The organism is Streptomyces sp. NPDC047880 (genome assembly GCF_040706515.1).
GTDB lineage: Bacteria > Actinomycetota > Actinomycetes > Streptomycetales > Streptomycetaceae > Streptomyces.
On sequence record NZ_JBEZOK010000039.1, the window covers coordinates 49,436 to 56,504 of the forward strand.

At 71.4% G+C, this 7,069-nt stretch carries 7 protein-coding genes and 1 pseudogene; 4 read left to right on the plus strand and 4 right to left on the minus strand.

What is annotated here, in order from left to right:
• Positions 1 to 9: 9 nt before the first annotated feature.
• A pseudogene (locus AB0937_RS36815) lies at positions 10 to 455 on the minus strand (MarR family transcriptional regulator).
• 289 nt (positions 456 to 744) lie between these two features.
• Here AB0937_RS36815 and AB0937_RS36820 point away from each other — a divergent pair.
• On the plus strand, positions 745 to 1,536 hold the full coding sequence (locus AB0937_RS36820) for an RNA polymerase sigma factor SigF (RefSeq protein WP_366718287.1): 792 nt from the start codon (positions 745 to 747) through the stop codon (positions 1,534 to 1,536).
• A 36-nt stretch (positions 1,537 to 1,572) separates the two neighbouring features.
• On the opposite strand, the gene AB0937_RS36825 is transcribed toward AB0937_RS36820, so the two are convergent.
• Positions 1,573 to 1,893, minus strand: a complete 321-nt coding sequence (locus AB0937_RS36825) for an ANTAR domain-containing protein (protein WP_366718289.1) — start codon at positions 1,891 to 1,893, stop codon at positions 1,573 to 1,575.
• 246 nt (positions 1,894 to 2,139) lie between these two features.
• On the opposite strand from AB0937_RS36825, the gene AB0937_RS36830 reads away from it, so the two are divergent.
• On the plus strand, positions 2,140 to 2,943 hold the full coding sequence (locus AB0937_RS36830; protein WP_366718291.1) for a VOC family protein: 804 nt from the start codon (positions 2,140 to 2,142) through the stop codon (positions 2,941 to 2,943).
• 103 nt (positions 2,944 to 3,046) lie between these two features.
• Here the strand turns inward: AB0937_RS36830 and glgX are convergent, their stop codons facing one another.
• Positions 3,047 to 5,200: a glycogen debranching protein GlgX gene (gene glgX, locus AB0937_RS36835; RefSeq protein WP_366718293.1), complete on the minus strand. Its 2,154-nt coding sequence runs from the start codon at positions 5,198 to 5,200 to the stop codon at positions 3,047 to 3,049.
• Entirely contained in the window at positions 5,197 to 5,709 is a 513-nt protein-coding gene (locus tag AB0937_RS36840) for a pep a2 (RefSeq protein ID WP_366718295.1), read from the minus strand. Before AB0937_RS36840 ends, glgX begins: the two co-directional genes overlap by 4 nt.
• A gap of 359 nt (positions 5,710 to 6,068) precedes the next feature.
• On the opposite strand from AB0937_RS36840, the gene AB0937_RS36845 reads away from it, so the two are divergent.
• Positions 6,069 to 6,437, plus strand: coding sequence for a DUF5133 domain-containing protein (locus AB0937_RS36845; protein ID WP_366718296.1), 369 nt, complete (start codon positions 6,069 to 6,071; stop codon positions 6,435 to 6,437).
• 73 nt (positions 6,438 to 6,510) lie between these two features.
• On the plus strand, positions 6,511 to 7,069 hold a 559-nt coding region (locus AB0937_RS36850), incomplete at its 3' end, for a maltotransferase domain-containing protein (RefSeq protein ID WP_366718298.1).

A 7,069-nucleotide genomic window follows, 5' to 3' on the forward strand; every position in this document is an offset into this window, starting at 1 on the left:
GTGTTCGCGTCACGACTCCTCGGCCTCCTCGTGCAGCGTGTCGGCGAGCTTGGGCAGGGCCGGGAGCGCCGCCCACAGCGCCCGGCGGCCCGCCTCGTCCGGGCGCGACACCCGGCGGCGTACGAGTGCGGCGCGGTGTCCGCGCCACTCGGCCGGCCGCGCCCCGGCGGCGGGAGTGGGCAGCAGCCGGGCGGCGCGCCGGTCCGCGGGGCCGGTCTCGCGGACCAGGCCGGCCCTCACCCGTGGGTTGACCAGGTTGGACGAGTCGGCCGCAAGACCGAGCTCCTTGGCCGCGCCGGAGATGCCGACGCCGGGGCGGGCCGCGGCCAGGCGCAGCGGTTCCGCCGGGCGCCGCGCAGCCGCGGGCCGGGCAGCCGCCGCAGGCGCCGCCGGATCAGCCGCTGGACCCCGACGAGCGCATCGGCCTGCTCTTCGGGGAGGGTCTCCTGCGCCATGCCCCCGACATTGGCTGTACAGCAGAGCCGACCGGTCCGAGGCGAGGTCAGGAAGGGCCAAGGGATGTACGAGGTCTAACGAGGTCACGTGGCGTACGCGAAAGGGTGGCGACCTTGAGAGCGCCCACGTCCCCCAAATGCCGTATTGTCTGAATTGCCAGTGCTTCGGACAGGAGGCACGTATGCGGGGAGCCGGCCGCCCGGACTCCCGGTGCTTTCCGTGAGGTCCGAGGCCGCGCTTCCCACGGTGTCTGTCCCCATTCAGCACCTGCCCAGGGAGGTGCGCATCATGCGTATCGCCGGCAGCACCCGAACGCACCCCCACGACGACGCCCCCGACACGGCGGCGGCGTTCGCACGTCTCGCACGTCTGCCCGAGGGGCCCGAGCGCAAGGCTCTGCGGGACGAGCTGGTCGAGGCCTGGCTCCCCATGGCCGAGCGGATCGCCGTCCGCTTCCGGGGCCGTGGCGAGGCCCTCGAGGACCTGTACCAGGTCGCCGCGCTGGGCCTCGTGAAGGCGGTCGACCACTACGACCCGGCCCGCGGCAACGCCTTCGAGGCGTACGCGGTGCCGACGGTCACCGGCGAGATCAAGCGCCACTTCCGCGACCACATGTGGACGCTGCACGTACCCCGCCGGGTCCAGGACCTGCGCAACCGGGTGCGGCACGCGGCGAAGGAACTGTCCCAGACCACCCCGGGGCGCGCCCCGACCGTCGCAGAGATCGCCGAGTACGCCCAGCTCACCGAGGGAGAGGTGCGCACCGGCATGGAGGCCCTGGAGTGCTTCTCGGCACTGTCGCTGGAGGCCGAGATGCCCGGGACCGACGGCTACGCTCTCGGGGACGCGATCGGCGGACCCGATCCGGCCTTCGACATCATCGTCAACCGGGTGGCCGTCCGGCCCTGCCTCGAAGCGCTGCCGGAGCGCGAACGGATCATCCTGTACCTGCGGTTCTTCAAGGGCATGACACAGAGCCGCATCGCCGAACAGCTCGGCATCTCGCAGATGCACGTCTCCCGGTTGCTCAGCAGCTGCTTCGCCCAGCTGCGCGAGGAGCTGCTCGCCGAGGCCCCCTGAAGCGCCGGCGTGCGGTTGCCCGGACCGCCGCCGGGATCACACCTCCGGCGGGGATCCGGGGATCTGCGTCGGTCCGGCGCGGTCGAGGGCGTCCTCCAGGACGGACCGGATCTCCTCGGGCATCACGCCCGTGCGCCCCCAGAGGAGGATCAGCTCGGCGACGTTGCGCAGCTTGATGTTGGTGTGCTGCGACACCTCCTTCAGCACGACCCACCCCCGGTCGGGAGAGATCCTGCCCAGTGCCACGACCATCCCGATCGCCTGGTCCACGACGGCGTGGGAGACGACCGCCTCCTTCAGCTGCTGGACCTCTTCCTGCAGTTCGAGGATCCGATCCGAGCCTCCGTCCGTGGGCATGGTCACCTCCGGGTGCGGTGTGCCGCTGCGCCGGAGGTCCCGCTGGATGCTTGAGTACCTTGACGCAGTGTCCGACCCATCCATCGTCGTCACTCGGCCCGCCCGGTGCCACCGGGGCGGACCAGGCGGGACACCGTTTCGGCGCCCTCGCCGGGGTACTCGGCAGGCGCCCACAGCGGTTCCGGTTGGACACTGGTGTCAATCCTCCGGTGGCTGCCAGGCCGACGAGATCAGGACGCGACTGCCATGAACCACGACATGCCCACCTCCTCCGGCACCAAGGACGTCGTCTCATCACACTCCGTGTTCGGCGCACCTTGTTGGGTGAGCCTGACCAGCCGGGACGTCAAGGCGACCGAGGAGTTCTACGGTGCCGTGCTGGGCTGGCAGTGGCGGCCGGCCAAGCTCGGCGACCGGTTCCGGATCGCGCTGGTGGACGGCTCGCCGGTGGCCGGCATCGCGGGGGTGGCGACCATGTGGCAGATGGCGGTGGCGTGGACGCCGTACTTCGCGGTGCGCAGCGCGGACGAAGCGGTGGCGCGGGTGCAGGAGCGCATGGGGACGGTCGCGGTGGGGCCGATCTCGCTGCCGCCGGGGCGGGCGGCGCTGCTCGCCGACCGGGACGGGGCGACCTTCGGCATCTGGGAGGGCGACCTCTTCACCGACTGGGAGACCTGGCGCAACGCGCAGCCGGCCTTCATCACGCTCCACACCCGGGACGCCTTCGACGCGGCGATCTTCTACGGCGAGATCCTCGACTGGGCGACCCAGCGGCCCGGCTGCTGCGAGGTCCACTACGAGGGCGGCGAGGTCGTGCTGCGCAGCCGCGGGGACGTGGTGGCCCGAATCGAGTCGGGGGCGCTGGAGGCGGCCCCCGACCCCGCGATCCGGCCGCACTGGCAGGTCCACTTCTCCGTCGACGACGTGGAGGCCTGCGCCCGCGCCGCCGAACTCCACGGCGGCAGCGTCCTGTCCAAGGGCAGCGACGAGGCGGTGCTGCGCGACCATGACGGCGCGCAGTTCACCGTGACCGCGCGCCGCGACCGCTGATCCTCGTCACTGCCGCGCGCCGTCGCTTCCTGCGCATCGATGAGTGAGGGGGTGACGCCCGGCGGGCGTCACCCCCTCACTCATCGCCGCCGCTCGCCCGGCGTCACTCCTTCTCACGCGCCGCCCGTGACGGGCGGGACAGCAGCACCAGGCTGCGGGCGCCGACGGTGAGGCCCGTCCCGGCCTTGTGCTCGGACTCGTCCGGAGTGGCTTCCGGGTCGGCCGTGTCGATGAGGGCCCTCCAGCATTCGCCGTAGGAGCGGTCCGGCAGGCGGAAGTCGACCGGCTCCCAGTGGCTGTTGAGGAGCAGCAGGAACGAGTCGTCGACGACCGGGCGCCCCCGCGGATCGGGTTCGGCGATGGCGTCACCGTTGAGGAAGACGCCCACGGAGTGCGCGTCGCCGCGCCGCCAGTCGTCGATGGTCATCTCGCCGGCGTCCGGCGCCAGCCACACCAGGTCGGGCAGCGGCTGGTCCGCACGGGTCAGGGTCTCGCCGAGGAAGAACCGGCGCCGGCGCAGGACGGGGTGGCCCCTGCGCAGCCGGATGACGTACCGGGTGAACTCCAGGAGGTCACGCTGCTCCTCGGTGAGCCGCCAGTCGATCCAGGAGATCTCGTTGTCCTGGCAGTAGGCGTTGTTGTTGCCGCCCTGGGTGCGCCCGAGTTCGTCGCCGTGGGAGAGCATCGGGATGCCCTGGGAGAGCAACAGGGTGGCGAGGAAGTTGCGCTGCTGGCGGGTGCGCAGCTCCAGCACGGCCGGGTCGCGGGTCGCGCCCTCCGCGCCGCAGTTCCAGGACCGGTTGGTGCTTTCACCGTCCCGGTTGTCCTCGCCGTTGTCCTCGTTGTGCTTGCCGTTGTACGAGACGAGGTCGCGCAGGGTGAAACCGTCGTGCGCGGTGACGAAGTTGACGCTGGCGCGGGGCCGGCGCCTGCTGTGCCGGTACAGATCCGGGGAACCCGTCAGACGGGAGGCGAGCTCGCCGAGGGTATGGTCCTCGCCGCGCCAGAAGTCCCGGACCGCGTCACGGTACATGCCGTTCCACTCCGACCACAGGGGCGGGAAGTTGCCCACCTGGTAGCCGCCCTCGCCGACGTCCCACGGTTCGGCAATCAGCTTGACGCGGCTGATCACCGGGTCCTGCTGGATGAGGTCGAAGAACGCCGACAGCCGGTCCACCTCGTGGAACTGCCGGGCGAGCGTCGCCGCGAGGTCGAAGCGGAAGCCGTCGACGTGCATCTCGGTCACCCAGTACCGCAGCGAGTCCATGATCAGCTGCAGGACGTAGGGGTGGCGCATCAGCAGGCTGTTGCCGGTGCCGGTGGTGTCGTAGTAGTGCCCCCAGTCGCCGTCGACCAGCCGGTAGTAGGAGGAGTTGTCGATCCCCCGGAAGGACAGCGTCGGCCCCCTCTCGTTGCCCTCGGCGGTGTGGTTGTAGACCACGTCGAGGATCACTTCGAGCCCGGCCGCGTGCAGGGTCTTCACCATCTGCTTGAACTCGGCGACCTGACCGCCGCGGGTGCCGTGGGCGGCGTAGCCGTTGTGGGGCGCGAAGAAGCCGATGGTGTTGTAGCCCCAGTAGTTCGACAGACCGCGGTCGTGCAGCACCCCGTCGTGGACGAACTGGTGGACCGGCATCAGCTCGACGGCCGTGACGCCCAGGGAGGTCAGGTGCTCCACGACGGCGGGGTGTGCCAGTCCGGCGTAGGTGCCCCGGAGGTCCTCGGGCACCTCGGGGTGCGTGCGGGTCATGCCCTTGACGTGTGCCTCGTAGATGACCGTGTCGGCGTAGGGCCGGCCGGGCCGGGCGTCGTCGCCCCAGTCGAAGGCCGGGTCGGTCACCACGCCGAGCATGGTGTGCCCGGCGCTGTCGGCCGGGTCGGGGCCGTCGGGGTTGCGCTCGTAGAGCGAGGGGTGGTTGTCGATCTGCCCGTCCACCGCATGGGCGTACGGGTCGAGCAGCAGTTTCGCCGGGTTGCAGCGGTGACCCGCGGCCGGGGCCCACGGCCCGTGCACGCGGTACCCGTAGCGCTGGCCGGGGCCGACGCCGGGGAGGTAGCCGTGCCACACGAAGCCGTCGACCTCGGTCAGCGGCACCTGGGTGTGGGCGCCGTCGTCGTCGACGAGGACCAACTCGACGCGTTCGGCGACCTCGCTGAACAGCGCGAAGTTGGTGCCGTCCCCGTCGTACTCCGCTCCCAGGGGGTAGGGGCGCCCGCCCCAGGCGGACGCCCCTTTCCTCGGCGGCAGGCGCGTCACCGGGCGTCCTCCAGGACCTCGGCCGGGGTGCTGGCCGGGCCGGCCAGCTGCACGACCCGCTCCTCGCGGGGCACGTCCAGGCCCTCGCTCTCGCGCGGGGCGGGAGCGGTGGGCACCAGCGGGACGCGTTCACCGGCGCGGGCGCGCTGCGAGAACCAGATGACCTTGCTGCCGGTCTCGGTGGCGCAGCAGCCCCAGCCGTCACTCATGGCCGCGAGGTGCTCCAGGCAGCCTCGCAGCTCCTGGTCCGGGCGCAGGGCGCGGTCGTTGTCCCCGATGGCGGTGATCAGGTGCTGCCCGTTCCACCACATCTCGATCGACGTGTTCTTGTCCGTGGCGTGTTCGTCGATGGCCTTGAGCAGCATCTCGGCACCGCCGCAGACGGGCTGGACCAGGTTGTCCAGGTCCCAGAACTTCAGGTGAGCGGCCAGAATGCGGCTGACCTGTCCCACCCGTTCCGGGCTGACTTCCACGTCGAGGTGGTAGTAGCAGGGCACTGCGGTCTTCATCGGTCGGCTCCTCACCGCGAAGCTCAGCTCCTTCTCGCTCCCGCGGTCCTGCGGAACGAGCCCCGAACACGGAACGTGAGCGCCTATCGCTTCTGAGTCACCATCAGCGTGAGGGTGCTAGCCCGTCCGTGCAACACGAGCGCACAACTGAGGCAGCGGAGCGCACAAGTGAGCAGGCCCGGGGCGCTCGAACAGCCCAGCGGAACCGCCATTGATTGAAGACCCAACAAGACGCTGTGTCGCCACCCGTGCACCATGTGTGAAGAACTCGATCGCCGTTACGGGTCCGGCCGCTGTACGGGCCGCCGTCCGACCGTCGGGAGACCGTGCCCCTCGAGCCCCGAAAGGTGATCGGCGCCATGCTGCTACCCGCCAAAGCCGAAGTCGCCCGGCAGTTGCGGCGTTACCGGGCCTGGGAACGCGTGATGCTCGCGGCACCGAACGACCGCACGGTGCGGACCACGTTCGAGGACTCCGGCTACACGCTCTGCGTGCTGATGGGCAAGCGCTGCGCTCGGGAGGCGGCGGACGCCGCCGAGCGGTACCTGCGCACGAACCACGTCACCTACCTGCAAGAACAGCAGATCACCTGCCTGCAGGAGCAGCACGTCACCTGTGTGCAGGAACCGAAGGAACGGCCTCGCCCGGCCACGGCGGTCAGACGCAGGCCATCGGCGGCGGAACGCAGATCCACGGCCGCCGAGCGCAGATCCACGGCGAGAAGGTAGCGGCCTTCCCGCACACCCGTCCCCTGAACCGGGCCAGGCGGCCCGGCTTTCGAGCACGCTGGAGGTGAGGACCATGAGGAGGACCCGGGCCATCGGCCGAATCCCGGTACGGGACGTCCGCCCGGCCGTGGAGGGCGGCAACCGGCCGGCGAAGGCGGTCGTGGGTGAGTCGTTCGAGGTCACCGCCACCGTGTTCCGGGAGGGGCACGACGCGGTGGCCGCCAACGTCGTCCTCGAGGATCCCGAGGGCCGCCCCGGCCCCTGGACGCCGATGCGCGAGCTCGCCCCCGGCAGCGACCGCTGGGGCGCCGAGGTCACCGCGAACGCCGTCGGCCGCTGGTCGTACCGGGTGGAGGCCTGGAGCGACCCGGTGGCCACCTGGCGCCACGCGGCGGGCATAAAGATCCCGGCGGGCATCGACCCGGATCTGGTCCTGGAAGAAGGCGCGGAACTGTTCGAGCGGGCAGCGGCCGGCACGCCGAAGGGTGCCGGCCGCTCGGTGCTGCTCGCCGCGGCGCAGACCCTGCGGGACGAGGGCCGTCCCGCGGCGTCCCGTCTGGCGGGGGCGCTGACGCCGGAGGTGGACGCGGTGCTGGCCCGGTATCCGCTGCGGGAGCTGGTCACCGGCAGTG